The organism is Harryflintia acetispora (genome assembly GCA_004340125.1).
In the GTDB taxonomy this organism is placed as follows: Bacteria; Bacillota; Clostridia; order Oscillospirales; family Ruminococcaceae; genus Harryflintia; species Harryflintia acetispora.
On the sequence record SLUK01000005.1, the window covers coordinates 106,927 to 131,889 of the forward strand.

The 24,963-nt window shown below is 59.0% G+C and carries 27 protein-coding genes and 2 tRNA genes; 14 read left to right on the forward strand and 15 right to left on the reverse strand.

All coding sequences use genetic code 11. From position 1 onward, the window contains the following. Position 1 precedes the first annotated feature (1 nt). Together EDD78_RS07130 and EDD78_RS07135 are read right to left on the reverse strand one after the other, a co-directional pair. Positions 2–2,143: an efflux RND transporter permease subunit gene (locus tag EDD78_RS07130; protein WP_286170787.1), complete on the reverse strand. Its 2,142-nt coding sequence runs from the start codon at positions 2,141–2,143 to the stop codon at positions 2–4. Positions 2,144–2,300: 157 nt separating this feature from the next. Continuing rightward, the gene (locus EDD78_RS07135; protein WP_159449010.1) at positions 2,301–2,864 is read right to left on the reverse strand and encodes a TetR/AcrR family transcriptional regulator; all 564 of its coding nucleotides are present in this window, start codon (positions 2,862–2,864) and stop codon (positions 2,301–2,303) included. A 213-nt stretch (positions 2,865–3,077) separates the two neighbouring features. Between EDD78_RS07135 and EDD78_RS07140 the strand changes: the two genes are divergently transcribed. The 4 genes from EDD78_RS07140 to EDD78_RS07155 all read left to right on the forward strand — a co-directional run bounded on the left by EDD78_RS07140 (position 3,078) and on the right by EDD78_RS07155 (position 6,296). Beyond that, positions 3,078–3,317 (forward strand): heavy-metal-associated domain-containing protein, encoded by a 240-nt coding sequence (locus tag EDD78_RS07140; RefSeq protein WP_079699680.1) that lies wholly within the window; start codon positions 3,078–3,080, stop codon positions 3,315–3,317. Between the two features lie 161 nt (positions 3,318–3,478). Beyond that, positions 3,479–3,694: a hypothetical protein gene (locus tag EDD78_RS07145; RefSeq protein WP_165873141.1), complete on the forward strand. Its 216-nt coding sequence runs from the start codon at positions 3,479–3,481 to the stop codon at positions 3,692–3,694. A gap of 276 nt (positions 3,695–3,970) precedes the next feature. Then, on the forward strand, positions 3,971–5,065 hold the full coding sequence (locus tag EDD78_RS07150) for an ABC transporter substrate-binding protein (protein WP_132084468.1): 1,095 nt from the start codon (positions 3,971–3,973) through the stop codon (positions 5,063–5,065). A gap of 94 nt (positions 5,066–5,159) precedes the next feature. Next, complete coding sequence (locus EDD78_RS07155; protein WP_132084469.1) at positions 5,160–6,296, forward strand: iron-containing alcohol dehydrogenase; 1,137 nt, start codon at positions 5,160–5,162, stop codon at positions 6,294–6,296. Positions 6,297–6,339: 43 nt separating this feature from the next. On the opposite strand, the gene EDD78_RS07160 is transcribed toward EDD78_RS07155, so the two are convergent. Further along, positions 6,340–7,233 carry a dihydrodipicolinate synthase family protein gene (locus EDD78_RS07160; RefSeq protein WP_132084470.1) on the reverse strand — a complete coding sequence of 298 codons (894 nt, stop codon included), beginning with the start codon at positions 7,231–7,233 and terminating at the stop codon, positions 6,340–6,342. Between the two features lie 13 nt (positions 7,234–7,246). Continuing rightward, positions 7,247–7,900: a deoxyribose-phosphate aldolase gene (gene deoC / locus EDD78_RS07165; protein ID WP_132084471.1), complete on the reverse strand. Its 654-nt coding sequence runs from the start codon at positions 7,898–7,900 to the stop codon at positions 7,247–7,249. Positions 7,901–8,159: 259 nt separating this feature from the next. Between deoC (EDD78_RS07165) and deoC (EDD78_RS07170) the strand changes: the two genes are divergently transcribed. From deoC (EDD78_RS07170) to deoC (EDD78_RS07200), 7 genes are read left to right on the forward strand one after another with little or no spacing between them, the layout of a single operon-like run. Next, on the forward strand, positions 8,160–8,918 hold the full coding sequence (deoC, locus tag EDD78_RS07170) for a deoxyribose-phosphate aldolase (RefSeq protein WP_132084472.1): 759 nt from the start codon (positions 8,160–8,162) through the stop codon (positions 8,916–8,918). Positions 8,919–8,957: 39 nt separating this feature from the next. Beyond that, positions 8,958–10,073 carry an ABC transporter ATP-binding protein gene (locus EDD78_RS07175; RefSeq protein WP_132084473.1) on the forward strand — a complete coding sequence of 372 codons (1,116 nt, stop codon included), beginning with the start codon at positions 8,958–8,960 and terminating at the stop codon, positions 10,071–10,073. Then, complete coding sequence (locus EDD78_RS07180) at positions 10,066–11,733, forward strand: ABC transporter permease (RefSeq protein WP_132084474.1); 1,668 nt, start codon at positions 10,066–10,068, stop codon at positions 11,731–11,733. Before EDD78_RS07175 ends, EDD78_RS07180 begins: the two co-directional genes overlap by 8 nt. A gap of 18 nt (positions 11,734–11,751) precedes the next feature. Beyond that, positions 11,752–13,485 (forward strand): sensor histidine kinase, encoded by a 1,734-nt coding sequence (locus tag EDD78_RS07185; protein WP_165873142.1) that lies wholly within the window; start codon positions 11,752–11,754, stop codon positions 13,483–13,485. Continuing rightward, positions 13,479–14,312, forward strand: a complete 834-nt coding sequence (locus EDD78_RS07190; protein WP_079699689.1) for a response regulator transcription factor — start codon at positions 13,479–13,481, stop codon at positions 14,310–14,312. Before EDD78_RS07185 ends, EDD78_RS07190 begins: the two co-directional genes overlap by 7 nt. After that, complete coding sequence (gene deoC, locus EDD78_RS07195) at positions 14,309–14,995, forward strand: deoxyribose-phosphate aldolase (RefSeq protein WP_117507770.1); 687 nt, start codon at positions 14,309–14,311, stop codon at positions 14,993–14,995. Before EDD78_RS07190 ends, deoC (EDD78_RS07195) begins: the two co-directional genes overlap by 4 nt. Further along, the gene (gene deoC / locus EDD78_RS07200) at positions 14,992–15,693 is read left to right on the forward strand and encodes a deoxyribose-phosphate aldolase (RefSeq protein ID WP_132084476.1); all 702 of its coding nucleotides are present in this window, start codon (positions 14,992–14,994) and stop codon (positions 15,691–15,693) included. The genes deoC (EDD78_RS07195) and deoC (EDD78_RS07200) overlap by 4 nt, the downstream gene beginning before the upstream one ends. A gap of 61 nt (positions 15,694–15,754) precedes the next feature. On the opposite strand, the gene EDD78_RS07205 is transcribed toward deoC (EDD78_RS07200), so the two are convergent. The 4 genes from EDD78_RS07205 to EDD78_RS07220 form a co-directional block, all read right to left on the reverse strand. Continuing rightward, positions 15,755–15,982, reverse strand: a complete 228-nt coding sequence (locus tag EDD78_RS07205; protein WP_079699692.1) for a DUF6514 family protein — start codon at positions 15,980–15,982, stop codon at positions 15,755–15,757. After that, the gene (locus tag EDD78_RS07210) at positions 15,983–16,198 is read right to left on the reverse strand and encodes a helix-turn-helix domain-containing protein (protein WP_117507774.1); all 216 of its coding nucleotides are present in this window, start codon (positions 16,196–16,198) and stop codon (positions 15,983–15,985) included. It lies immediately after the preceding gene. A gap of 143 nt (positions 16,199–16,341) precedes the next feature. Further along, positions 16,342–16,572, reverse strand: a complete 231-nt coding sequence (locus EDD78_RS07215) for a helix-turn-helix domain-containing protein (protein WP_159449013.1) — start codon at positions 16,570–16,572, stop codon at positions 16,342–16,344. 259 nt (positions 16,573–16,831) lie between these two features. Next, positions 16,832–17,212: a hypothetical protein gene (locus EDD78_RS07220; protein ID WP_079699695.1), complete on the reverse strand. Its 381-nt coding sequence runs from the start codon at positions 17,210–17,212 to the stop codon at positions 16,832–16,834. Positions 17,213–17,453: 241 nt separating this feature from the next. On the opposite strand from EDD78_RS07220, the gene EDD78_RS07225 reads away from it, so the two are divergent. The 3 genes from EDD78_RS07225 to EDD78_RS07235 all read left to right on the forward strand — a co-directional run bounded on the left by EDD78_RS07225 (position 17,454) and on the right by EDD78_RS07235 (position 18,845). Continuing rightward, positions 17,454–17,527 (forward strand) — tRNA-Gln (locus tag EDD78_RS07225). A gap of 3 nt (positions 17,528–17,530) precedes the next feature. Then, a tRNA-Pro gene (locus EDD78_RS07230) sits at positions 17,531–17,607 on the forward strand. A 275-nt stretch (positions 17,608–17,882) separates the two neighbouring features. Continuing rightward, positions 17,883–18,845 (forward strand): S1 RNA-binding domain-containing protein, encoded by a 963-nt coding sequence (locus tag EDD78_RS07235; protein ID WP_132084477.1) that lies wholly within the window; start codon positions 17,883–17,885, stop codon positions 18,843–18,845. A 115-nt stretch (positions 18,846–18,960) separates the two neighbouring features. On the opposite strand, the gene EDD78_RS07240 is transcribed toward EDD78_RS07235, so the two are convergent. The 7 genes from EDD78_RS07240 to EDD78_RS07270 all read right to left on the reverse strand — a co-directional run bounded on the left by EDD78_RS07240 (position 18,961) and on the right by EDD78_RS07270 (position 24,852). Then, positions 18,961–19,167, reverse strand: a complete 207-nt coding sequence (locus EDD78_RS07240; RefSeq protein WP_079699697.1) for an alpha/beta-type small acid-soluble spore protein — start codon at positions 19,165–19,167, stop codon at positions 18,961–18,963. Positions 19,168–19,352: 185 nt separating this feature from the next. Continuing rightward, positions 19,353–20,054: a hypothetical protein gene (locus EDD78_RS07245; protein WP_132084478.1), complete on the reverse strand. Its 702-nt coding sequence runs from the start codon at positions 20,052–20,054 to the stop codon at positions 19,353–19,355. Positions 20,055–20,129: 75 nt separating this feature from the next. Further along, positions 20,130–20,654, reverse strand: a complete 525-nt coding sequence (locus EDD78_RS07250) for a cysteine hydrolase family protein (RefSeq protein WP_132084479.1) — start codon at positions 20,652–20,654, stop codon at positions 20,130–20,132. Between the two features lie 106 nt (positions 20,655–20,760). Next, positions 20,761–22,005 (reverse strand): hypothetical protein, encoded by a 1,245-nt coding sequence (locus tag EDD78_RS07255; protein WP_165873143.1) that lies wholly within the window; start codon positions 22,003–22,005, stop codon positions 20,761–20,763. Between the two features lie 240 nt (positions 22,006–22,245). Continuing rightward, positions 22,246–23,490: a DUF1015 domain-containing protein gene (locus tag EDD78_RS07260; RefSeq protein WP_132084481.1), complete on the reverse strand. Its 1,245-nt coding sequence runs from the start codon at positions 23,488–23,490 to the stop codon at positions 22,246–22,248. A gap of 13 nt (positions 23,491–23,503) precedes the next feature. Then, positions 23,504–24,493 (reverse strand): NAD(P)/FAD-dependent oxidoreductase, encoded by a 990-nt coding sequence (locus EDD78_RS07265; RefSeq protein WP_350308582.1) that lies wholly within the window; start codon positions 24,491–24,493, stop codon positions 23,504–23,506. A 71-nt stretch (positions 24,494–24,564) separates the two neighbouring features. Beyond that, on the reverse strand, positions 24,565–24,852 hold the full coding sequence (locus tag EDD78_RS07270; protein WP_079699704.1) for a YlmC/YmxH family sporulation protein: 288 nt from the start codon (positions 24,850–24,852) through the stop codon (positions 24,565–24,567). Positions 24,853–24,963 lie beyond the last annotated feature (111 nt).

A 24,963-nucleotide genomic window follows, 5' to 3' on the forward strand; every position in this document is an offset into this window, starting at 1 on the left:
ACTAATTCGCAGATTCCGGGAGCCCGGCCGGGGCCTTTTTATCCGCCCGCCGCCTGGAGGCGCGGGGCTTCGGGGTGGTGCGCCAATCCTTGGTGGTCCGAGCGAAAATCCTTTCACAGCACAGCAGGATCGAGGGCAGGATGAAGATGCTCACCAGTGCGCTGATGATCGCGCCGCGCGCGAGCATCGAGCAGATGGACTGGATGATCTCGATCTTCGAGACGATCGCCACGCCGAAGTTGGCGCAGAAGAAGCCCAAAGCGCTGGTAATGATCGAGCGGTCGGCCGCGTTCGAGGCGATCTTCATCGCCTCGACGCTCTCATGTCCCGCCCGCAGCTCCTCGCGGAAGCGGGTGGTCATCAGGATGGCGTAATCCACCGTGGCGCCCAGCTGGATGCACCCGATGACGATCGGGCAGATGAAGGGGATGACCGTCCCGCTGAGGGCGGGGATCCCCTGGTTGATGAAGATGGACAGCTCGATGGCCGCGACCAGCACCACCGGCACGGTGAGGGATTTAAAGCAGATGGCGACGATCAGGAGGATGGCCAGGATCGAGATGACGTTGGTGACGCTGATGTCCACCGTGGTGATTTCGCTCAGATCCTTGGTCAGCGGTCCCTCGCCGGTGATGAGCGCATCGGGATCATAGGCCTTGACGATCGCATAGAGCTCGTCGATCTGGGCGTTCTCCTCGTCGGTGGCCGCCTTGTAGCTGGAATTGACCATCATCATCTGCTTGCCGTCCTTCTTGCAGAAGTCCTTGATCTCCTGCGGGATGAATTCGTCCGGGATGCCCGGCCCGACAAATTTGTTGAAGGCCAGCACGCTCTCGATCCCCTGTACCTTCTCGACCTTCTTCGCAATGTCGCTCAGATCGTTGGCCGGCAGCGAATCGTCCAGGATGATGAAGTGGGTCGAGGCCATGTTGTACTGCTCCTTCATCTTGTCGGTGGCCACGATCGACCCGAGGTCCTCGGGCAGCGCCCGGTCGAGGTTGTAGTAAATCTCGGTGCGGCTTTGCAGGATCACCGCCGGGATGAAGAGCACCAGGAAGAGCGCGGTGAAGGTCTTGCGGTGGTCGATGATCCAGTTGTTGAGCCGGCTGAAGTCCGGGATGATGGTGCGGTGGTGCCAGCGGTGGATCAGCTTGTCGAACTGCAGCACCAGCGAGGGCAGCACCACGACCACCACCAGAATCCCGATGATGACGCCCTTGGCCATCACGAGGCCAATGTCCTTGCCCAGCGCCAGGCGCATGAAGCACAGGGCCATGAATCCGGCGACCGTGGTCATCGAGCTGCCGGACAGGGAGGTGAAGGCGCTGACCACGGCGCTGGCCATCGCGTCGCGCCGGTCGGAAAACTTCGGCTTCTCCTCGTCGTAGCGGTCCATCAGGAAGATGGAATAGTCGATGGTGACCCCCAGCTGCAGGATGGCCGCGATGGCGTTGGTGATATAGGAAATCTCACCGAAAATGACGTTGGTCCCCATGTTGTAAAGCACCGCGAACCCGATCCCGATGATGAAGACAAAGGGCTGCACGGTGGAGGACATGGTCAGCAGCATGGCGAAGATGGTGAGCACCACCGCCAGGATGGTGTAGGTGGGCATCTCGCTGGCCACCAGGGAGGCGATGTCCCTTGTAAAGATGGAAAACCCGCTGAGGAAGCACTGCTCATTGCACAGCGCGCGGATGTCGTCGATGGCGGTCATGGTCTCGATCGAGGCGCCGGGATGATCAAACTGGATGATCATCATGGTGGAGTCGGCCTTGCTGCTGTAGAAGATGTCCTTGAGCGTGTCCGGCAGGATCTCCTTGGGCACGCTGATGTCCAGCATGTCGCTGATCCACAAAGCATTCGAGACGTTCGGCACGTCGGCGATCTTCTCCTTGAGCTTTTCCACATCACGCGCCGGCATCCCCTCGACCACCAGCATGGAGGTCGCCGCGTTCTGGAAGGTGTCCTCCAATATGGTCTCGCCCTGGGTGGACTCGAGGTCGTCCGGCAGGTAGCTGAGGATGTCATAGTTGATGTTGGTGCTGACGATCCCGATGAAGCTCGGGATCAGCAGCAGCACCGCCAAGGTCAGCACCACCACCGAATTGCGCGTCAGCAGGTGCGCGAATTTTTTCAGCAAACGAAAACCCCTCTTTTCTGCGGCCCGATCCCCCATGTTTCGCGGATCGTCCGTCGATTTCTATAAAAAGGAAGAAAACGCAATCAAAACTTTTTGTAAATTTGACTGACCATAAGTCAAATTTATCGCCAAAGAAAAGGCCGTCCCGGCCTCCCAGTTATTGCTCCTGTCGCACGCAGAGCGCCTGCCCGACGATATCGATCACCTGCTCGCGCTCCATGTTGCTCACATTGAGCATACCGAAGCCGTAAAACAGGATTTCCACCGTGGTGTAGGGGTGCTTGCAGCAGATGATCCCCTTCTCGACGCCCTCCTCGACCAGCCCCGCCACCTGCTGGCGGAAGCGCTCCACCGCGTATTCCAAAATACTTTGGTGGAACATAAAGCGGTCGGAGTCCTTGAGCTCGGCGAACACGGTCTCGGTCTTTTGGGTGAATTCAATGATGGTGAAAACGACCTGGTTCATCCGTTTTAAAAAATCGGTATCCTGTTCCACGATATGCCGCACCACCTCGGAGGTTTCCGAGATGTATTCATCCACCACGGCGTTCATCACTTCATCCTTGGTGCGGAAATAGTAGTAGAAGAGGCCCTTGGCGATCCCGATCCTTTGCGCGATGTCGCTGATGGTCGTCTTGGCAAAGCCGTTTTGCCCAAAGAGCTCCCTGGCCGCCTGCACGATCTCCTCGCGCCGCTCGTCGGGCTTCTTGGTAATCCTCATCTCTTCCCCTCCAATCTGTTGCCAGTATATCATTTGACTGACCGCAAGTCAATATTATTCTGGAAAAAAATTTTGTTGATTTTACCGAATTGTTTTCCACCGCAAGCGCTTTGTGCCAAGCGAATCCTCGTATCGCCGCCGAGGCAGCGGGAAGGATAATAACGGGCGTTTTAACGCTCCATGTGGGATCAAAATGAATCGGGAGGTTATCTTATGGCGAACGAAACGGCATGGATCATGGTGGAGAACGTGGACGGGAAACGCGACCTCGGGCAGATCAAGCGCCAGCTCGACACGCTGCACGGCGTTTCCTCGGTGAGCGTGAACGAGCAGACCAACCGGATCGCGGTGGATTACGACAGCTCGGGCGCCTCCTATGACAAAATTGAAAACTGCTTAAACAAGATGGGGTATCAGATCATCGCGGACGCCAGCGACATCTCCACCCGCTGACACCTTTTATTTCCCTCCTTCATAGGATAGTCTGCGGGGCACTCCCGCAGATATGGAGGATGTAAAATGTGTTGGATGAATAACGGGTGCGGCGCCTGCAACTGTGGTTGTCAATCTGATTCCGTCGCGCTGGATACTGTGATCGCGACGGATACCGTCCTGTGCGGGAGTTGCTCCTGCAACTCCTGGGGCAATTGCGGCTGTGGCTGCGGCAGTTCCAGCGGCTGCGGTTGCGGCTGCGGCAGTTCCGGTGGCTGCGGCTGCGGTTGCGGCAGTTCCAGTGGCTGCGGCTGCGGTTGCGGCAGTTCCAGTGGCTGCGGCTGTGGTTGCTCCGGCAGCTGGGGCTGCGGTTGTTAAAGCTCCGCAAAGGTTGTTAAATTCTGCCGCCTGGTTACAGGCGGCCTACTTACCGTTTACCCCTCCATCCGACTGCGCTTCATAAAACGCCTCCGGCCTTCCGCTTTGGAAGGCCGGGGGCGTTTGCTTGTGCCGGGCCGGCTATGCGGACCTGCGATGCATGCGCATTTTTTAAAGACCTCAATAAAAGAGTTCAGTTTCTCAGATGTTTTGACAGATTTCTCGGATTGTGGCGCCCTCCCCGCCCGGCTATAATGGAATTGTCAAGGAACCCAGATTGTGAAGGAGGAAAAAGCATGAATATGAAGAAGGTATTGGCGGGGATCCTGTCTGCATCCCTTGTTTTAACCCTGGCGGCGTGCAGCGGCGGCGGCTCCGGGACCACCAGCGCCAGCGGCGGCGAGGCCAGCGCTGAGGCCGGTACGGGCGAGGCCGCACCCGCGGCCTCCAAGAGCGACGACAACACCGTGGTGGTCTACAGCGCCTACACGCTGGAGTTCCTCGATCCGCTGATCGAAGAGTTCGAGAAGGAGACCGGCGTCAAGGTCGACCTGATCGCGGCCGGCACCGGCGAGCTGCTCAAGAGGATCGAATCCGAAACCAACAACCCCTTGGGCGACATCCTGTTCGCGGGCACGGTTTCCACCGTCACCCCCCAGATGGAGCTGTTCGAGGACTACGTCAGCCCCAACGAGGAGTTCGTCCTTTCGGACGAGTTTAAAAATTCAGAAAAGTGCATCACCCGCGCGACGCTGATGCCGAGCGTACTGATGGTCAACACCAACCTGATCGGCGACATCGAGATCAACGGCTACGAAGACCTGCTCAATCCAGCGCTCAAGGGCAAGATCGCGGCGGCTAATCCCGCGCAGACCGCCTCCGGCTGGGAGCACCTGGTCAACATGCTCTACGCCATGGGCGGCGGCGACACCGACGAAGCCTGGGACTATGTGACGAAATTCTGTGAAAACCTGGACGGCAAGCTGCTCAACAGCTCCTCCGCGGTCTATAAGGGCGTGGCCGACGGCGAGTACACCGTGGGGCTGACCTATGAGACCGGCGGCGCGGACTATGTGGTGGCCGGCGCTCCCGTCAAGCTGGTCTACATGGAGGAAGGTGTCATCTTCCGCGGCACCAACGTCTGTATCGTCAAGAACGCCCCGCACATGGAAAACGCGCAGAAGTTCGTCGATTTCCTCACCGGCAAGGAGGCCCAGACCATGATGGTCACCGAGCTCAACAACCGCGGCATCCGCAACGACCTGCCGGATTCCCCCATCCTCAAGCCCTACGGCGAGGTAAACGCCCTCCAGGCCGAGGAATCGGTAGCCATCGAGAACAAGAAGAATTGGTGCGACAAGTTCACCGACATCTACACCAGTGTTTCCTGATAAAGATCCGGATACAATCTCAGCCTATCTCTGCGGAAAAAGTAACGCCCCAGGCGTTACTTTTTCCATTTCCGTGAAGAATTGGAGGATACCGATGAAAAACATGGATTACTACCTCCCCTGCCGCCTGGTGACGGGGAAGGACTGCGTGAACGAAAAGGGGGAGGTCCTCTCCTCCCTGGGCCGGCGATGCCTGCTGGTGAGCGGCCGGCACGGGGCGCTGGCGTCCGGGGCGCTCCAGGATGTCTGCGCGCTGCTCAAGCGCCTGGGGATCGCTTGGGAGCTGTTCGACAAGGTGGAGCCAAACCCGCTGATCTCCACCGCCCGGCGCGCCGGGGCGCTGGCGGCAGAGATGGGCGCCGGATTCGTCGTCGGGATCGGCGGCGGGTCGGCCCTCGACTGCGCCAAGATGGCGGCGGTGTTCGCGCGCAACGACCTGCCCGGGGACTCGGTCTATACGGTGCAAAAGCGCTGGGAGCACCCTCCCCTGCCCATCGTGCTGGTGGGAACCACGGCCGGCACCGGCAGCGAGATCAACAAATACAGCGTGATGACCTCCGACCTGACCGGGCGCAAAAAATCGGTGGGCGCGGACTGCAACTACGCAAGGGTGGTCTTTGGCGACCCGAAATACACCCTGTCCCTGCCCTACCGCTATACCGTCTCCACCGCGCTCGACGCTCTGACCCACGCGTCGGAAGGTTTTTTCTCCAAGGCCGCCAACGAGATGACCGACGCGGCCGCCCTCGCGGCGGTGGAACGCATAGTCCCCGTCCTGGCGTCCCTGCGTGAGGACGGGCCCATCTCCTGGGAGCAGCGGGAGGATCTCTACTACGGCTCCCTCTTCGGCGGCATGGTGATCGCCCACATCGGCACCTGCTACTGCCACGCCTTCGGTTACTATCTGACCGAGGAGTACGGCGCCCCGCACGGCACGGCCTGCGCCTTCTTCCTGCCCGACTACCTCTCCCGCGCCAAGGAGCTGCTGCCCCAGAAGGCCGCCCGGTACGAGCGCGCCTGCGGCGGGACGATCGAGGCACTGGGGGAAGCGGTCCGGCGGCTCAACGCCTACACCCCGCCGCCCCTTAGCCGGGAAGAGCTCTCTCAGGTAGCCGCCCGGCGCTGGACGGGGCCGGGGGCCGGGGCCAACCAATTTCTGCGCACCCCCGGCCGGTTTGGAGAGGCCGAAATCAGAGACACCTTCCTGCGCGTCTTTTTAAAGCAATCATGAGGAAAGGGCCGGTTCATAAAGAACCGGCCCTCTCTTGATTCTTTTAGAGCAGCCCCAATTTTTGCAGGCTCTCTTTGATCTTCTCTTTTTGCCCGTCGCTCGCCTCGGACAGCGGCGGGCGCACCCGGCCCAGCGGCATACCGACCAGCTCGGCCACATACTTGTAGCCCGCCAGGAACGGCGCGCCCTTGAGCGCCGTGCGGATTTCGAGCACCCGGCAGGCGGCCTCGCGCGACTCCTCGATCCTGCCCGCGAAATAAAGCTCGCAGACATCCGCCACCGGCTTTGGAAACAGGGCCGAAATCAGCGAGATCACCCCGCAGCCGCCCAGCGCCAGGGTGGGAAAGATGGTGGCGTCCGACCCGGCCAGGCATTCAAAATGCCGGCCCTTTGGGATCCTGGCCATCACGCTTTGCAGATGGATGATATCCTGCACGCTGTCCTTATATCCGCGAATCCCCTCATATTCCTCCACCAGCCTGGCCACCAGGGAGGGGGTGAGAGTGTTGCCGGTCTGGGGCGCGTTATAGATATAGACCGGCAGCTTGGTGTGCTCGGCGACGCCGGCATAAAAGCGGTAGAGCGCCTCGGCGGTGTAGCCGTAAATCGCCGGCTGGGTGACGCTGACGGCGTCCACGCCGCACGCCTCGTACTCTTCCAGCAGTGTTATCGCATCGCACGGACGGGTGGCGGCGATGTTCCCCATGACCGGGACCCGCCCGCGAACGCGCTTGACCGTTTCGGCGGCCATGGCCAGCTGCTCCTCGCGGGTGGTGACCAGACATTCGGTGGCAAGGCCGTTGACGAACAGCCCCCGGATTCCCCCCTCGAGCTGGCGGTCGATCTCCTGGTCCAGCGCGCCGAAGTCCACCTGATAGTTTTCGTTTGCCGGGGCGATCAGCTCGGTGACCGCGCCCCCAAAAAGGTACTTCTCCATCCCGCCTGCCCCCTCACTCCCGGGCGGTCAGCAGCTTGACCGCGGAACTGGTCCCAATGCGCTCGCACCCCTCGCCGAGGAACAGCTCGAGATCCCCGCGGGTCTTGACCCCGCCCGCCGCCTTCATCTTGACCCCGGGGCCGATATGCTGTTTAAAGAGCCGGATGTCCTCGATCGTCGCCCCGGCGGTGCCGAAGCCGGTCGAGGTCTTGATATAGTCCGCCCCAGCCTCGGTTACGCATTCGCACAGGCGGATTTTCTCCTCTTCGCTTAAGTAGCACGTCTCGATGATCACCTTTAATATCCTGTCCCCGGCGGCCGCCTTCAAAGTGCGAATCTCCTTTGTCACCCTTTCAAACTCGCCGTTCTTCACATCCCCGAGGTTGATCACCATGTCCACCTCGTCGGCCCCATCGGCGATGGCTTCTTTCACCTCGTACTCCTTGACGGCGGTGGTGTTGTAGCCGAGGGGGAAGCCGATCACGGTGCAAAGGTTGATTTTATCGCCGTAGGCCTCCTTGATCCGCCTCAGATAGCTCGGCGGCACGCAGACCGACGCGGTGCCGTATTGCACGGCCTCGTCGCAGAGCGCCTGGATCTGTTCCCAGGTCGCGGTCGCCTTGAGCAGCGTGTGGTCGATGTGGCCGAAAATCTCCTGATTCGTCATAGAACCAATCCTCCCTTTCCAGTTTAATACCATTGTACCGGACCTGTCCGCTTTCCTCAATCCGAGAAATCTGTCAAAACGCCCGAAAAAATGAACCCTCCCGGCGCGCCGCCGCGCTTCGGGAAGCGGGGTGAATCGACATTTTTTGGCCCTTGTTCAGAATTTCGGATATTTTAACGGATTTGTCGGATTGTGAGCCCGGGCAGGACGTTGTTACAATGATGGTACGATGAAATGAATTTATGGGAGGAATATCACCATGGAAAAAGCAAGGGTATTTCACACTGGGGAACACATCACCGCCCACGACGTGGCCAAGACCATCGACCATTCGCTGCTGCGCCCCGACATCACCGTCAAGGAGCTGATCGAGGGGTGCGACATCGCCAGGAGGTACGACTGCGTATCCGTCTGCGTGCGCCCGTCCGACCTGCCCATCGTCTGCCGGGAGCTGGAGGGCACCGACGTGCTGGTGACCACCGTCGCCGCCTTCCCGCACGGGGTCGCCACCACCGAGTCCAAGGTGCTCGAGACAATCGACGCCATCAAGAAGGGCGCGGTCGAGGTCGACATGGTGATGAACATCGCCCGCTTCCTCTCGGAGGAATACGACTATGTGGAAAACGACATCCGCTGCGTGGTCGAGGCGGCCCACCCGATGGACGCCAAGGTCAAGGTGATCTTTGAAAACCACTACCTGACCCCGGAGCAGATCAAGCTCGCCTGCCGGATCGCCGAGCGCGCGGGGGTCGATTTCGTCAAGACCTCGACCGGCTACGCGCCCTCCGGCGCCACCATCGGGGACCTCAAGATCATGCGCGCCAGCTGCTCGGACAAGGTCAGCGTCAAGGCCGCCGGCGGCGTGCGCACCCTGGACGCCGCCCTGGCGGTGCTCTCCACGGGCACCATCCGGATCGGCACCCGCTCGACCATCGCCATCATGGAGGAGGCCCTCAAGCGGGAGAAGGAAGGCACCCTGGTCGTGAAAGAGGAAGGCGAGCTGGGCGGCGGCTACTGATGCCGCCCCGGTGTTTTGGGAGGAAAGGATGAACTGATTATGAGCGTTTCCATCGGGATCAACAACGTCATCAAGAAATACGGCGACACCACCGTCATCCCGGACCTGTCGGTCCAGATCAAAAACGGCGAGTTTTTTACCCTCCTCGGCCCCTCCGGCTGCGGCAAGACCACCCTGCTGCGCATGATCGCCGGCTTCAACAGCATCGAGGGCGGCACCATCCAGTTCGACGGCACCGTCATCAACGACGTGGACGCGCACAAGCGCAACATCGGCATGGTGTTCCAAAGCTATGCCATCTTCCCGCACATGACAGTGCGGGAGAACGTGGAATACGGCCTCAAGCTGCGCAAGGAGTCCAAGGAATCCATGAAGAAAAAGGTGGACGACATCCTCCGTGTGGTGCGCATCAGCGAATACCAGGACCGCCTGCCGCAAAACCTCTCGGGCGGCCAGCAGCAGCGCGTCGCCCTGGCGCGCGCCATCGTCATCCACCCGAGCGTGCTGCTGATGGACGAACCGCTCTCCAACCTAGACGCCAAGCTGCGCATCGAGATGCGCTCCGCCATCCGGGAGGTGCAGGACCAGGTCGGGATCACCACCGTCTACGTCACCCACGACCAGGAGGAGGCGCTGGCCATCTCGGACCGGATCGCCGTCATGAAGCTGGGCATCATCCAGCAAGTCGGCGCGCCCGAGTCGATTTATACCCGCCCGGCCAACGTTTTTGTCTCCACCTTCATCGGGCACAGCAACCTCTTTCACGCGAAGGTCTCCCGCGGCGGGAGCACGCCGGCGATCGTCTTTGCCGACGGGTACCGCGTCGAGATGCCCAACCTTTGCGACGGCGCGCAGGAGGGCCAGGACGTGGTCGTTTCGGTCCGCCCGGAGGAGTTCTCGATCCAGCCCGGCATGAAGGCCAAGGTCAGGAGCAAGACCTTCCTCGGCAAGTACACGAACTATGTGCTGGAATTTGCCGGCGGTATGGTGCTGCCCGGGCAGCCGAGCATAGAATTTTCCCAGGACCTGGGCCACGCCGAACGGCTCTATAACGTGGGCGACACCATCGAGCTCAAGCCCAACGCCGCCAAGATCAACGTATTCACCGAAGACCAGGAGCAGAGCCTGATAAAGGATGTGAAGAAGTATGCCTAGCAGCGCGCTCAAAACCCATAAATTCAAATGGGATTTCTGGAAGACCGTGACACTGGTGATCCTTTTGCTGTTCGCCGTGTTCCTGGTGTACCCGCTGTTCATGCTGTTCCTCAGCGGCTTCAAGGACAGCGAGACCCAGCTGTGGACGATGGGCAACTTCGCCAAGTTCTTCGGCAAGCGCTACTACTACGGGGCGCTCAAAAACAGCTTCCTGCTCACCATCTGCGTCACGGCGCTGACCATCCTCATCGGGACCCCCTTAGCCTATTTCATGACCACCTGCAAGATCAAGGGCAAGGGGATCATTGAAATCCTCATCATCGTCTCGATGATGTCCCCCGCCTTCATCGGCGCCTATTCCTGGGTGCTGCTGTGCGGGCGCAACGGGTCGGTCACCAAGTTTTTTGCCAACCTGGGGATCCATACCCCCTCGATCTACGGCTTCGGCGGCATGCTGCTGGTCTTTACCCTCAAGCTGTACCCGTTCATCTACATGTACGTCTGCGGCGCGATGAAGAAGATCGACGTGGCGCTCAGCGAGGCCGCCGAATCCCTGGGCTGCAACGGGATCAAGAAGGTGGCCACCATCATCGTGCCGCTGATCACGCCCACCGTGTTCGCCGGTGGGCTGCTGGTGTTCATGAACGCGCTGGCGGACTTCGGAACCCCCATGCTCATCGGCGAGGGGTATCTGACCATGCCGACGCTCATCTACACCGAATTCATCAACGAGACCGGGGGCGAGGCGAACTTTGCCGCGGCCATGGCGGCGATCATGGTGCTGGTGACGGCGGTCATCTTCATCGCCCAGAAATATTTCGTCAACAAGAAGTCCTTCACCATGTCCTCCCTGCGCCCGATCCAGCCCAAACAGGTGCACGGGATCAAGAACGTGCTGATCCACGCCTTCATCTACCTGGTGGTGGGTCTGGCGATCCTGCCGCAGCTGACGGTGGTTTACACCTCGTTCCTCAACACCAACCGCGCGGTCTTCTTAGAGGGGTATTCCCTGAACAGCTACCGCATGATCATCGACAACCTCGGGCGGGCGGTAAAGAATACATACCTGTTCGGTTTGATTGCCATCGCGATTATTGTTATACTGGGTATGTTCATCGCCTATATCGCGACAAGGAAGCGAAATGTTTTCACGGCGATCATCGACACGGTGACCATGTTCCCGTACATCATCCCCGGCTCGGTGCTCGGTATCACGCTGCTGCTGGCCTTCAACCACAAGCCCCTGCTGCTCAGCGGCACCGCGATCATCATGATCATTTCCTTCGTCGTGCGAAGGCTGCCCTATACGCTGCGCTCCAGCGCAGCCATCCTGTATCAGATCAGCCCCAGTATGGAGGAGGCTTCCATCAGTTTGGGCGCCTCCCCGGTCAAAACCTTCTTTAAGATCACCGCCTCGCTGATGATGCCCGGCGTGCTCTCGGGGGCGATTTTGAGCTGGATCACCGTCATCAACGAGCTGGGCTCCTCGGTCATCCTGTTCACCGGGAAGACGGTGACCATGTCGGTGGCCATCTACCAGGAGGTCATCCGCGCCAGCTACGGCACCGCGGCGGCGCTGGCGACCATCCTGACGGCGACGACGGTCATCTCCCTGCTGATCTTCTTCAAGCTCACGGGCAGCAAGGAAATAAGCCTGTAACCGATGGGGGAAAGCGTTATGAGTACAGATATCCGGAAAGGCAACTTTAAAAACGACATCCGGAAGACCTTGGTCGCTCATGCGCTTTTCCCCGTTTTGGCCATCATCGTCCTGTTCCTGCTGCTGGTGTTCCTGTTCTGGAATTACAGCATCGTGCGGGAAAACCGCCAGTGCAACGAAACGATGACGGAGTATTTTGATATGCTCATCGGCGCCTACAGCGACAAATGCCTGGAGTTTTCCAGCGGCCCGCTGCCCCGCTATGTGGAGGACGACCCGCGGTACCTGGCCAACCTGAGCGCGGAGCTGTACGAGACTGTGAACAGCCTGCCGGTGCACGCCGACTTCTTCGTGCTGGACGAGGGGATGAAGCCGCTGCTCTCCAGCAACGAGACCGAGCCCCAGTTTTTAAAGGGCAAGCCCGGCGAGCTGCTGGGGCTCAAAAGGCGGATGGCCCGGGACCCCGGCCAGACCTTCCTGGAGTTTTCCAGCGTCAGCTCCTCCCTTTCGGGCACGGTGCAGATGGAAATCGGCCGCGCGATCCTGGTGCGGGGCCAGGTGGAGGGGTACCTGGTCTTCGTAATGAACAGCGACGATTTTTTGCGCAGCATCTCCAACCTCCCCTGCCAGACGGTGGTCGCCGACCAATACGACCATGTGTTTGTCGCCAACAACTACCAGTTCCACACGCTCAACAACAAGGTGCAGGCGCCGCTGCTGGGCGACGAGAGCCAGTTCAGCTATCAGAAGGACCGCTTCTACGTCACCCGCAGCACGCTAAACAGCGGGCTGCAAATCTTCACCCTGACCTCGGTCACCGCGCTGTATTCGATGTTTTTCTTCGTGAGCGCGGTCCTGGTGCTGATCTTCGTGATGATGACCCTGTCCATCTTCATCAGCGCCAAGCGGATCGCCGTGTCGAAAACCCGGATCGTCGACGAGTTGGTGGACGCCTTCAACTGTGTTGAGCAGGGGAACCTCAATATGCGCCTGCACATCTCGACCGGCGACGAGTTCGAGATCATCGGGGAGTCGTACAACATGATGCTCGACAGCATCAAGGAGCTGATCCGCCAGAACAACGAAAAGACCCGGGAAAACATGGTGGCCGAGATCAAGCAGCTGGAGAGCCAGTTTAACCCCCACTTCCTCTTCAACACCCTGGAGATCATCCGGGTGCTGGTCAAGCTCGATCCCGAAGGGGCCAACCGCATGATCATAAACCTCTCCACCCTGCTGCGCTACTCCATCAAGGGCGCCTCGACCGAGGTCACGGTGCGCGAGGACATCGCCTACACCCGCAGCTACCTGGAAATCCTCAAGGCGCGCTTTAACGAGCGCCTGACCTATTCGGTACGCATACAGCCCGAGGCTGAGGAGTGCATCATCCCAAAGCTGATCTTCCAGCCGATCATCGAGAACTCGATCAAGTACGGCTTCGACGAGCGCTCCGAGCTGTCGGTGATGGTGACCGCCCGCTTTTTGGACAGCGACCTGATCATCGTCATCTATGACAACGGCGTGGGGATCGAGCGCCAAAAGCTGCAGGAGATCAACGACATGCTGCGCCACAGCCACAATTCCACCAACTATGTGGGGCTCTTCAACGTCCACCGCCGGGTCAAGCTGATGTACGGCGACGAATACGGCGTGGAGGTGCTCAGCGACGAGGGCGAGGGCACGGCGGTGCGTATCCGCCTGCCCATCTACAAACGCGGGATGCTAGCTTCCGGGGAGGAGACATCATGCTGAAGGTTTTGATCGTGGAGGACGAGGACATCATCCGCAAGGGGCTGCTATACACCATCAACTGGCTGAGCATGGACTGCCTGGTCGCCGGCGCCGCCTGCAACGGCAAGGAGGGGCTGCAGATGATTCTGGAGCTCTCGCCGCAGCTGGTGATCACCGATATCAGGATGCCCGAGATGGACGGGCTGGAAATGATCGAACAGGCCCAGAAGACCCGCTCCTTTCGCAGCGTGCTGCTGACCAGCTATTCCGACTTCGACTACGCCAAGCGCGCCATCGGGCTGCACGTGTTCGACTACCTGCTCAAGCCCGTGGACGAGGAGAAGCTCGCACAGCTGGTCGGGAAGATCCGCGCCGAGGTCGAGGAGAGCGAGACCTATGCGGAAATTCTGGGGATCACCAGGAACAAGGCCATCCAGGACCTGATCAGCTGGAGTCTGGACAAAAATCCCCAGGCGCTGGGCAACGGCTACGTTGTGCGCACCATCAAGCGGATCAAGCAGTATTACGGCGAGAAGCTGTCGGTGGAATCCATCGCCGAGGAGCTGGGGATCAGCGCCAGCTATCTGAGCCGCAAATTCAAGGAATCCACGGGGCAGACCTTTTTGGACGTGCTCAACAAGTACCGCATCCAGAAGGCCATCGCCCTGCTGGGTGAAGGGAGCCTGCGGGTCTATGAGATTTCGGACCAGGTGGGCTTCAGCGAATACAAATACTTCTGCTCGGTGTTCAAGAAATACACCGGCATGTCCCCGACCGAATTTGCCAAGAGCACCAAGCAGGTGGTCTGCCAGATCGGCGGGGACGGAAAGGAAGCGACTGAACCATGAGAACCGCAACCGGGGTGGCGCCCCTCATCGACGCTTCGATCGGCGCGAAGCCCGCGCCCACCATCGAGGAGGTGGAGCAGTTCGTGGGGCAAACCGTCCCCTTCGGCTTTGCCGTGACGCTGGCGGAGCCTTATTATATCAAGCGGGCGGCTGAAATTTTACACCCCGCCGGCAGGAAGGTCTGCACCGTGCTCTCCTACCCGCTGGCGGGCATGACCAGGGAGAGCAAACTTTTCCAGATCGAGCGGGCGCTCTGTGACGGCGCGGACGAGTTGGACGTCTCGATGAACCTGAGCGCCTTTCTCTCCGGACGCGAGGAAGAAACCAGAGACGAGATGGCGGAATGCTTCGCGCTCGTCAAAGGCCGGGGCAGGCTGATGAAAATGATTTATTTTGCCGACTGTCTGAGCCAGGAGCAGCAAAAGCGGGCCGCGTCCATGGCAATCGGACTGGGGATTCCCTTCCTCAAGACCAACCCCGGTTTTGGGGCGGTGACCACCATCGAGCAGGTTTCCCTCATCAAGGAGGCCTTCGGCGGGCGGATCAAGGTCATGGCTTCGGGGGGCATACGCACCGCGGCCCAGGTCGAGCGCATGCTCGACGCGGGGGCCGACCGGATCGCCACCAGCTGTGCGCTCGGGATCATGGCGGAATACGGGGCATGTGGGGAGGTGTCGCAATGACGCGCAAAGAGCTCGCGGCGCTCATCGACCAGACTGCGCTGGGGAGCGGGCTGAGCGAGGAATATATCCGCAGCTTTTGCAGGGAAGCCATGGCGGAGGGCTTTGCCAGCGTCTGTATTTTGCCGAATATGGTGCCCGCCGCCGCGCAGGTTCTGAGTGGAAGCGCCACCAAGGTTTGCACGGTGATCAGCTTCCCCCTTGGGATGGACCTGCCCGAGACCAAGATTTTTGAAACCGGGGACGCTCTGCAAAAGGGCGCGCAGGAAATCGACCTGGTTCTCAACGTGGGAGCGTTCAAATCCGGCGATTACAGCGCCCTGGAGCGGGAGCTCTCCGGCGTGATCGGCGCGGCCCACGCGGCGGGGGCGCTCGCCAAGGTCATCATCGAGACTCCGCTGCTGACAAGCCGGCAGATCCATGAGGCGGCGCTGCTCTGCGAGGGGTACGGAGCTGACATCGTCAAAACCTCGACCGGCTACAGGCCCATCCTGCCCCGTTCCACCAGCGTGGAGGATGTGAAGCTTCTTCGCAGCATTCTCAGGCGGGAAACCGGGATCAAGGCGGCGGGCGGTATTCGCTCCGTCCAGGACGCTTTGCGGATGCTCGCCGCCGGGGCCACCCGGATCGGCGCCAGCTGCGGCGTGGAAATTCTAAACGGGCTGGCGGAACAGCCGCCGGTTAGAAACCTTTCTGTATAAACGGGCCGTTCAGGTTGAAAAAACAAGGCGCCTCTGGAAAAGAGGCGTCTTGTTTTGCGGTTTACATAGCTAACATATCTTCAATTGCTTCGTCAAAATGGATCGGGGACAGTTGTAGTTGAGTAAAGCATTTTGCTATTTTCGCAGCCGCAAGCTGATCTGTTGTAACATCGTGTATGCATATGATGAGCCTTGAATCTGAATATACCTGGATTCCATATGTATCGTATCGGCCCAGCTCCGGATGCTGCCGCACTTCCGAAAAGACGATATACTCCCAATGTTCCAATTAAAACACCTCCTTTTTGTCTGCACCGCTCAGCGCATTTTCCAAATAAGAGGTAATTTTTGCGACCATGTTGACACTGGGATTCGCCTCACCATGTTCGATTTTGCGAAGATAGGACTGGCTGATAAAGAGATCGTTCGCAACCTTTTCCTGGGTAAAGCCGCATTGCTTTCTCATCCCTTTGATTTGTAGTCCTATTTTCTTACCTTCTGTCATAAACTATCCCTCCTTGGCAATTATAAGGGATAATTTACCTTTCACTCCAGCCGATATAATGTCGGTTTTGATGTTTTTAGTAATTTTTCTACGAGAAGCGCCGGCCATCGGCAAAGGGGGGAAGATAAATTTCCCTTGGCAAACTACTTCTCGTTATCATCCGTCGCCTCGCCTCCTCTCAATAAATCTTCTACCTTAATATGTAGACCTGTCGAAATTTTCTCCAAAGTATCAATCGAAGCGCTGGCTTTCTTTTGTTCCATCTTACCCCAAAACCTAGGACTTAAATTACAAAGTTCAGCCGCCGATTCCTGCGTCAATCCTTGCTTTTTACGTTCATTTTTTAGACTTTGTGATAAATTTTCTTTCAGCACTATCGTTACCTCCTGACAAATTTATCGTAACGAAGAATTGTGCCCGAGTACAGGAACGATAGTGCCAGCAACATATTGGGTGGCTAATTTTACTAAATTTTAATATTTGATGATTTCCCTCTTTATTTCCATTTTAAATCAAAATTCCTCTCCGGTTTGTCGAATCATAGCTTGTTATGGCGAAATTCATCAAAACCGAAGAGCGGCGGGAAATTCCCGCCGCTCTTCGGTTTTGATGGGCTGGTCAACAGGGTGAGGGTCAGTGCCCGTCGTTCATCGAGCGGATTTTCTGCGCGCCGAGGTTGATGAGGATGGATTCAATGTCGCTGCGCTGCTCGGGCGCGCAGGTGACGCGCAGGGTGACGCTGCGGGGGATGTAGTCGCTTTCCGGTGAGTCGGAGGAGCTTTGCTCCTCGATGGTGGGAATGGCGGTCAGTCCGACCGGATAGGTCACGGCGCCGAAGTTGCCGTTCATTGTCGGGAAGATGGGCAGAAAATCCATGGTGTCGCTGGGCTCGCCGTAGTAGGGCTTGCTGATTTCGATCGATTCGATCCCCTTTTCCATCCGTGCGCGCAGCTTGCCGGCGGCGAGATCTGCCAGGTCCACGTCGTCGAAGCTGCAAAGTATGGTAGCCTTCATTTTATTCTCCTTTTGCCGCCCGGAGGCGGCCTCCGCTTTTGCGGCGGGCGGAACGCCGGTTTTAAGCCGGAAAACCCGGCGAAAGAATCTGTTTGCATTTAGTTTATCCCGTCCGTAGGCGGTTCATACTTGTGAGTGAAGAAGAGGAAAAATACAAAAATTCGGGGCGGAAGGTATTGACATTTTGTCCATGGATCAGTATAATATATAAATGTTCGGTGTCCTATCAGCCGAAAGATATTGCCCGATTGTGTAAAGGTAGCACGACAGACTCTGACTCTGTTTGTCTGGGTTCGAATCCTAGTCGGGCAACCACTCCGGGGTATAGCGCAGTTTGGTAGCGCGCTTGGTTCGGGACCAAGAGGCCGGGAGTTCAAGTCTCCCTACTCCGACCAGAGTGATCGATAAAAAGTGCCGCGTAAACGTTAAGTTTATGCGGTACTTTTTATGTGCTTTTATATTCGCACTTGGCTCTTTATGCCGCTCTTGGGGAGCGGCTTTTTTCTGTCTGAAAAAGATTTTGCCTCACGTATAAACCCATACCCGGAGTGAATATACATTTACCATGTCGTATGGCGGACGCCGCGTTGGGGAGTGCTCATGAGGCCCTATGCAAGGTCGGCAAGCCTTTTTGCAAAACGGCAGACAGAGAAAGAGGAGGCAAAAGTAAATGTTGTTTTTTAAGCCTGAGGGACAGCTGATTGATACCCCCCAGAACCGCGCCATGCTGCGCTGCTCGGCGACCTTGCAGGAGGCCTTCCTGGCCGGAAAGGTGTTGGAGGCGCGCGCCGTCATCTGTGACAGCGAACATAATCTGATCGTCGATCTCGGCTTTTGCCGGGGTATTATCCCGCGGGAGGAATGTGCGATCGGCATCCGTGACGGGTCCACCCGGGACATTGCAATCATCTCGCGGGTCAACAAGCCCGTCTGCTTCACCATCACCGACATCGGGCGGGACGTTCACGGGAACCTCGCGCCCGTCCTCTCAAGACGGATGGTGCAGGAGCAATGCCTCGCGCAATATATCGGCTCGCTGCGCTGCGGCGACATCATCGACTGCCGGGTGACCCACCTCGAACCCTTTGGCTGCTTTGTGGACATCGGCTGCGGGATCGCCTCCCTCATCCCGATCGACTGCATCTCAATCTCAAGAATATCCCATCCGAGCGACCGCTTCCGGGTCGGACAGGACATCCGGGCGGTGGTCAAGGCCATCGAGCCGGGCGGGCGGATCTCTCTCAGCCACAAGGAGCTGCTCGGCACCTGGGAGGAGAACGCCGACCACTTCTGCTGCGGGCAGACGGTGGCGGGCACGGTGCGTTCGGTGGAGGAATATGGGATTTTTGTCGAATTGACCCCCAATCTGGCGGGACTGGCCGAGCCGAAGGAGGGCGTGAGCCCCGGGCAGCAGGCCAGCGTCTACATAAAAAATCTCATCCCGGAAAAGATGAAGGTGAAGCTGATCATCGTGGACAGCTTCGATGCCGCCTATCAAACCACAGCTCCCGAGTACTATATCACCGGCGGGCACATCGATCGCTGGCGCTACTCCCCCGCATGCTCCTCGCGGGTTATCGAGACCGTGTTCGACGAACAGGAGGAAGCCGCCGAAGTATCCGCGGCATTATAACTGCGCATAATACCGGGGATAAGATCAAAAATAAAGCAGGGCGGCGGCTGCCACCCTGCTTTATCGGGTTTGTGCGACCAGCGCACAACAGAAAATTCTGAATAATCAGAATTCCTTATTTCATGGAGTTCTCGTAGGCCTCGATCATCTTCTTGACCATCTGGCCGCCGACGGAACCAGCCTCACGGGAGGTCAGATCGCCGTTGTAGCCCTGCTTGAGGTTGACGCCCACTTCGGAGGCAGCCTCCATCTTGAACTTGTTCAGAGCCTCTCTCGCTTCCGGAACGACGGGGTTGTTGCTGCTTTTGCTGTTGTTAGCCATAATAGTTAACACTCCTTGTTTCTTTACTTTTTTCTAAATCCTGTTTGCGTTTGCTTTAATAGTATTCTCGCGGGTTGTGCAACTATTACAGTAAATTTTTTGTCAGTTTTCTAGTTTTTTCTCCTATTGATCCAGGAAGGAAAAGAGCGTTGTGGATTCACCCACAACGCTCTTTCTTATTCCCCTTAATCCAGTTCGCCAAGGCCGGGGACATATTCCCGCAGCTTCTCGCCCAGCGGGCCGAACTTATCCGCCAGCTCGAGCGCCGATGAAACCATCCCGCCGCAGACGGCGTCCGACAGCTTCTCGTCGATATGCACCTTCCAGCCGCCGTCCACCCTCTCAAGGGTCAGCTCCAGCTCGGCGGTGCGGCTGCCGTCGGCCTCCTGGACCAGCTCGACCAGCTTGGCCACATAGTCGCCGTTCCCGCCCTTCAGGGCATCGGCAATCGCAAAATTGATCAGCTCGTCGATCACGCCGGTCAGGTCGGTATTGGTGATGGAAGCGGACACCGTCGCCCTGTCCCCGTCGATCTGCTCCCGGGAGAAGGTCCCGCTCAGATTTTTCACCAGCGCCTCGATCAGCTCGCGCTCGGGCCCCTCCTCGGGCAGATCGCCGATGATGACGTTGCCGCCCTTACGGTTGTTGTCCGAATAACGGTTGAAGGTCTCGATGTCCAACTCCTTGAGCGCATCCAGCGCGGTTTTGGCCGCGCCCGCCGGCGTATCCGGGTCCTCCTGTGGGGATGTCACTTCGGGCTCCTTCGCCTCCCCGGATGAGCTCGGCGCCTGCGGCGGCGCTACCTCCCGCTTTTTGCCGAGACCGCAGGCCGAAAGCGACAAGGCCAGTGACAGCGCCAGCAGCGCCGCTATAATCCGTTTTATCAATTGGGTTCCTCCCTCATGTGGATTGGAGCGTTTGCCCCACTTTATTCTTGCCCGCCGGGACGCATGATAAACGGCTCAGCGGCCCATGATCTGTACCTGAAAGCCCGCCATCACGTCCAGCGTCTTTTCGTTGGTCTCCTCGTCCAGCGCGGCGGTGCAGCGCGCATCCACCAGTACCGGGGTCTGCGGCTGCGCGGTCTTGGCCAGCACGGCGTTGGAGACGACGCAGATATTGCTCACCAGCCCGCACAGCTCGATCGACTCATACGGGTTCTCTTTGAGGTATTTATAGAGGGAATCGCTCCCGAAGGTTTCCTTCTCAAACTTTTGGCAGCCCTCTGCCAGTGCCGCGACCTTGCCATAGAGCTGCCAGCCGTCCGTGCCCTTAATGCAATGCTCCACCGGCAGATTCTTTCCCTCCTGGGTCGAGAGATAGTCCGGGCCGTGGGTGTCCAGGGTAAACACCACGTCGTCCCCGGCCGCCCTGTAGTCTTCAATCTTTTTTATGATGGCCTCTTCGAGCTGCGCGGCCTTTGGGAAGCCGAGCGATCCGCTGACAAAATCATTTTGATAATCCACCACGACCAGTAGTTTTTTCAAGGTTGCGACCCCCTATGCTATTTTACTTTTTATCATACCACAGCTTCCCTTCCCGCGCAATGGAAAAGCCGGGGCTGAGGCCCCGGCGTTCCGATCCAGCAGTGACTTAAGGCAGCGGCCGCTCGATTTTGAGAGTAGGATAGCTGCCGTCTTTGATCTCCCAAATATTCGTGTCCCACCCGGTAAAGGTCGCGGCGCTCTTGAGCTCGGCCTCAGTTTTCGGGGTTCCGTAGCCGTTGTTCCAGGCGGCGTTGGTCAGGTAGAAGCAGCCGGTGATCCCGCTGCCTCCGGAACCGAGCAGGCCGCCGGCCTTGCCCGCCTTACTGCTGCTCAAGCTATCCGGCACTGCGTAACAGTTTGTGGCCAGCCCGGACAGAGTGTTGAAGGCACCGACCAGACCGCCCGCCTCGCTGTTGCCGTCCAGACTGATATTCTGCACATAGCAATCGCTGATGCGCAAAGTTGTATCGCCATAGTCGTCGCCCACCAGGCCGCCGAGCATCGATAACTTGTCGCTGTTTCCGGTAAAGACCACGTTTTTGGCCCGGCACTGCGATACTGTTGTCATGAACGTATCGCCCAGAAGCGCACCGCACCCGCGCACCGACGGGTCGGTGTTGGTCACGTCGCTCAGACATATTTTTTGCAGCCGGGCGCCGTTTGCGATTCCGAACAGCCCGGCAAAGGTCTGTCCGCCTTCATCCGGCGCAGATTTTGTCAGCCTCAGCGCGCTGATTTCATACCCGTTCCCGTCATAGACCCCGCCAAAGGGCTGCGCAACGTCCCCGATTGGCTCCCATGCGGAATAAGTTTCCCCCACGTCGATGTGCGCCGTCTGCAAAAAGCTCGCGGAGAGGTGCTCCCGCACATGGTCGAGCTGCCTGGCGCTCGCCACCCGGTAGGGCTTGGACTCCGTCCCGTCCCCCAGGACGAAGCCGCCGTCCGCGATACTGTGCCCGCAGGTGGAGACCAGCCCGGTCTGAAAGGTTTTCGTCTGGCTCGCCGCGAGGTCGAGCTCCTCCCGCCCCGGCATGGGCAGTCCGGTGATTTTCAGCGTATAGGTGTGGGGGCCCGTCAAATCATATGCCAGCGGCAGATAGACGTCCGTCTGCCCCGGAGTGCCGACCGTCAGCTCTTTCCCCGTAAAAAGCGGCTCACCCTGCGCCGAAGCGCCGTCGTAGACCTCGAAGAGGTACCGCTCGGTGCGCGGCGATCGGGTAAAAGGGATGGTGATCCCATAATTCCCCGTCTCGCCGCTTTGCGCCTGCACGCTCAAATCCGCCGCCCGCGCCGGAAGCAGAAATGCCAAAATCAGAGCGAAGGCCGCCCCTCTTCCCGCCCATCGTTTCAATGCGCTCACCCTTTCAAATGACCGCCAGATAAGCTATCTGCCGGTCATCTCTTATGGGGGAAGGGTGAAAAAAGCCGGATTCCCTTGAAAAATGATCCAAAACAGGATATAATTGGGCCAGGAATTCCGGGTGTTGAATTATATGTTACAATATCTGGAAAATGCAGTGTGAAAACAGACCGCAAGATAGCTTATCTTGCGGTCTTTCTTTTCGTCATGAGGGTCCTATGGACCCTTCGGTCATTTGATCCTGCGGCATTCGAGATAAAAGCGCTTGTCGCAGGCGTGGCCCATCGAAAAGGTCTTGCGGGTGAGCGCCCCGTCCAGGATGACGGTTTTGAAAAGCTCGTTTTTATCAATCGGCGGCAGCAGAAAAGCCACATTCCCGGGCTGCCGTGCCAAGCCGGCGGCGACCTCCTCGCCGTGGATATAATCCACCCGCCCGCCGTATTGGGCGAGGTAGCCGTCGATAAACTCCTGCACCGTGCCGACTTCCATATTCGAGCCGGGGCGGACGACTTCGACCGTCTCCCGTTCCTTCCCATGGACGACCTCGAAGCGCTGCACCGCCTCGCCCCCGCCGCAGAGACTGCGGCGCATCTCGGCAAGGAAGCGCTCCGGCTCCACGCCGAACACCACCCGGTGGATGGGCTCAAACTCTAAAGACGGGTCGTGCAGGTTGCAAAGCTCGACCAGGGCGTAGCGCGCGGGATGGTGTTCCATCGCCGCCTCGCCGTGCTGCTCACAGAGCCGGCGGTAGCACTCCTTGGCCGTGGCCAGCGAGTGATTGCCGTCGCCCACCGCCAACGCCAGCGGGCTGCCCGGAACGCCGTATTTTTGGGCATAGGCCGTGGGATCGGCAAAGGCGTCGAGCGCTTGGTCGAGCCGGCTTGCCGTGTCCTCGTCCACCTTCCAGCCGCGCACCGCGCCGCTGTCCATCATCAGCGGGAAATCGTAGAGCTTTTGCAGCCGCCGCGGCTCGATCTGCGAAAAGACGCGGTCCTCCCTGTCGTCGAAGAGAATCATGACATGCGGGCTCTCGAGCGCCGCGTGCTCGCGCACCGCCACCCGGGGCGGTATCCGCTCGAGGACGGTGGCCTCAGTCGCCCGGATCAGGGACTGCGAGCCCTTGTTGTAGTCGTATTCCTTGAGGTCGATCATCCCGATGAGGCCGCGCCGCACCTTCCCATCGCGCAGGGTGCGTTCGACATATATGTAGCAGCCGCTCAGCTCCTCGAACACCCCGCTTTCGAGGTAGCGCTCCATCTCTCCATTGACCGAGGCGATCCGCTCCTCCACCCCGCCGCGGCCGAGATAGCTCTCGGGGACGATGATATGATAAGCCGAGGGGGAATCCCCCACAAGGCGCGCGACCTGCTCCCAATACTGCGGCTCGCTGGTGTACTGGTCACAGGCGACCACCGCGAACGCCTCGCGGTATTCCTCCTTCGGCAGCAGGACGTCCGCCCGTTTAAAAGCCTTCATATTAAACCTCCGTTTATTGCTGGTTGAGATAGCCCGCGGCCATGGTTGCGGCCACCGCGCCGTCCGCGGTGGCGGTGACGATCTGGCGCAGGGGCTTGCGGCGGCTGTCCCCGGCCACATAAACGCCGGGAAGCGGGGTGGTACAGTCCTCGCCCACGTCGAAATAGCCGCCGTCGGTCAGGGGCAGTTGATCCTTGTACCGCTCGTTTTCCGGCTTGGTGCCGATGGCGACGAACACCCCGGACACCGGGATCGTCTCGCTCTCGCCGCCCACGGTCGAGTCAAGGACGATCGCCTCGACCGCATTTTCACCCGTGATGGCGCGGGGGACGGCGTTGTAATGGATGACGATGTTCTCCCGCTTTTTGACCGATTCCTGTAAGATCGGCACGCCGCGGAACTGGTCCCGGCGGTGGACCAGGTGGACCGCCGAGCAGTTGTTGGAGAGGAAGAGGGCGTCCTCGAGCGCGGTGTTCCCGCCGCCGACGATGGCGACCTCCTTACCTTTATAAAAGGCCCCGTCGCAAGTGGCGCAGTAGCTCACCCCGCGCCCGGTCAGGCGCTCCTCGCCCTCGCAGCCGAGCTTTGCGCGCTTGGCCCCGTTGGCGATGATGACCGCCCTGGCCTCGATGGCGCCGTTTGCGGTCTGTAGCTTCTTGACCTCGCCTTTGAGGTCGCAGGACTCCAGCTTCTCAAACAGGATTTCTGCCCCCAGGGCGGTGGCCTGGTTATACAGGCTGATTGAGAAGTCCACCCCGGTGATCGACTCGATTCCGGGATAGTTCTCCACCGTGGGGGTCGAGGCGACCTGCCCGCCGTAGATGTTTTCCTCCAGCACCGTGACCTGATAGCCCGCCCGGATCCCATAGATGGCGGCGGTCAGCCCGGCCGGGCCCGCGCCGATGACGACGATGTCCTTCATATTGATCACCATTCCTTTCTCGGGAATTGCGCCGGTTTCGGCAAAGCCGAAAAGGCAGTTGTTAAGACCGCCAAGGCGCAAGACCATTTCCTCCTGTGTCGGGGTTGCCGGTTTTCTTTCAGTTTACCCTATTTGCCCATCCATTTCAAGGACTACGACCGGCCGCCCCAGAACCGTTTGCCCCGCATTGGCTGGGTCATGCCGAGGTTACAATCCACAATGATAATATCTTCCCCGATGCTTTTGATATTACACCATTTGATGACGATGTCCTCTTCCCGGCCGAATATCCCGAAAAAGCGCGGCCGGCCGTAGATCACCAGCGCCTGCACGCAGGCGTTGGAGGTGTCGATGTCCACGTCGCAGACGCATCCGAGACGCCTGCCGTCGTAGAGGTTGATGACGTCCTTGTAGCGCAGGTCGCACACTCTGCAGATCAACGCGTTCCCCTCCCTGATCAAAAAGACGTATTCCTACTCTTATCATTTTATGGGGCGGGAAGCATAAAAAGACCGCTCCGCCGAGGATGGCGGAGCGGCCCGCTTTTTATT